This window comes from Streptomyces sp. SBT349 (genome assembly GCF_001083795.1).
Lineage (GTDB): Bacteria > Actinomycetota > Actinomycetes > Streptomycetales > Streptomycetaceae > Streptomyces.
On sequence record NZ_LAVK01000622.1, the window covers coordinates 1 to 1,858 of the forward strand.

At 73.2% G+C, this 1,858-nt stretch carries 3 protein-coding genes; all 3 read left to right on the top strand.

Going from position 1 to position 1,858, the window contains the following annotated elements; translation table 11 throughout:
- The first annotated feature begins 113 nt into the window (after positions 1-113).
- A complete protein-coding gene (locus ADY01_RS35260; protein ID WP_049580932.1) occupies positions 114-434 on the top strand; it encodes an L-rhamnose mutarotase in 321 nt (106 codons plus the stop codon).
- Positions 435-523: 89 nt separating this feature from the next.
- Positions 524-1,543 (top strand): LacI family DNA-binding transcriptional regulator, encoded by a 1,020-nt coding sequence (locus ADY01_RS35265; protein WP_049580933.1) that lies wholly within the window; start codon positions 524-526, stop codon positions 1,541-1,543.
- Positions 1,544-1,552: 9 nt separating this feature from the next.
- Positions 1,553-1,858, top strand: a 306-nt coding sequence (locus ADY01_RS35270; protein ID WP_049580935.1) for a YjbQ family protein, incomplete at its 3' end; no start/stop codon positions are given.

A 1,858-nucleotide genomic window follows, 5' to 3' on the forward strand; every position in this document is an offset into this window, starting at 1 on the left:
GGCGGCTGCTGGGCCGGCGGGTGGGGCAGCGGTGGGCGGATCTTGACGCTGCGCGCGGGGCGTGGCTAGCGTGCGCGGCGGCCTATGAAACCTTTCAGAAGGGCGGCGCGCCCATGCGACGGGTCTGTTTTCTGCTGAAGGTCCGCCAGGACCGGATCGAGGAGTACCGGGCCCGGCACGAGACGGTCTGGCCCGAGATGCGCGAGGCCCTGTCGGCCGCCGGCTGGCACAACTACTCGCTCTTCCTGCGCGAGGACGGACTGCTCGTCGGCTACCTGGAGACCGAGGACTTCGCCGCCGCCCGGCGGGCCATGGAGGAGACCGACGTCAACGCGCGCTGGCAGGCCGAGATGGCCGGGTTCTTCGAGTCCCTGGACGGCGCACGCCCGGACGAGGCCATGCGCCCCCTCTCGGAGGTCTTCCACCTGGCCTGAGCGCCCGGGCGGGCGACAACGGCCGGTGCGCCGGTGCATACCATGTCCCAGCGGCGACAGCGCGCTGACGAGACGAACGGGGCACGAGGATGGCGCACACGGTGGGGATCAAAGAGGTGGCCCGGCAGGCCGGTGTGTCGGTGGGCACCGTGTCCAACGTCATCAACCGCCCCCACATGGTCGCCGAGGAGACCCGCCAGCGCGTCCAGGCCGCCATCGCCGAGCTCGGCTACGTCCGCAGCGAGTCCGCCCGCCAGCTGCGGGCCGGGCAGAGCCGGATCATCGCGCTGCTCGTGCTCGACATGGCCAACCCGTTCTTCGTGGACGTCGCCTCGGGCGCGGAACGGGTCGCCCGCGCCTCCCAGCTCGGCGTGATGCTCTGCAACAGCGCCCAGAGCACCTCGGAGGAGGCCGACTACCTCTCCCTCTTCGCCGAGCAGCGCGTGCGCGGCGTGCTGGTCACCCCCGCCGACATGTCGGGGCGCAACCTCGCCGACTTCCGCCGCCACGGCATCCCGTTCGTCTTCGTGGACCGGGTGCTGCCCAGCGCCGAGGGCTGTTCGGTCTCCGTCGACGACGTGCTCGGCGGAGCCCTCGCCGTGCGGCACCTGCTGAGCCGGGGTCACACGAAGGTGGCCTATGTCAGCGGCCCGATGTCGCTGCCGCAGTGCCAGGACCGCAGGGAGGGCGCGGTGACCGCCCTCACCGAAGCCGGGCTGGGGGAGGCGGCGCTCGCCCACCTGGAGGTGGACCGCCTCGACGTCGCCTCGGGACGGGACGCGGGCGCCAGGCTGCTGGGCATGACGCCGCGCCCCTCGGCCGTCTTCTGCGCCAACGACCTGCTGGCCCTCGGCGTGCTCCAGGCGCTCTTCGCCGCCGGGGTCCGGGTGCCGGACGAGGTCGCGCTCGTCGGCTACGACGACATCGAGTTCGCCGCCGCGGCGGCGGTGCCGCTGACCTCGGTGCGCCAGCCCGCGGTCAGGATGGGGCGGCAGGCGGCCGAGCTGCTGATGGAGGAGACGGGCGAGGAGGCCGGACTCCACACCCACCAGCGCATCGTGCTGGACCCCGAGCTGATCGTCCGCCAGTCGAGCCTCGCCTCGCCGTAGCGTGGGGCCATGACCGACACCTTCCACAGCACCGTCCTGCGTGTGACGACCGGAGCCGACGAGTCCGTCACCGACCTGACCCGCGAGTGCGAATCCTTCCTCGCCGAGGCGGCGGGCGGCGCCGACGGCCTGCTCAACATCTTCGTCCCCCACGCCACGGCCGGGATCGCCATCCTGGAGACGGGCTCGGGAAGCGACGACGACCTGCTGGCGGTGCTGCGCGAGCTGCTCCCGCCCGGCGCGGACTGGCGCCACCGCCACGGCAGTCCCGGCCACGGCCGCGACCACGTCCTCCCCGCCCTCCTCCCCCCGCAC

Coding starts and splice junctions, on each gene's coding strand:
- ADY01_RS35260 (WP_049580932.1), top strand. CDS start 114: ATGCGACGGGTCTGTTTTCTGCTGAAGGTCCGCCAGGACCGGATCGAG.
- ADY01_RS35265 (WP_049580933.1), top strand. CDS start 524: ATGGCGCACACGGTGGGGATCAAAGAGGTGGCCCGGCAGGCCGGTGTG.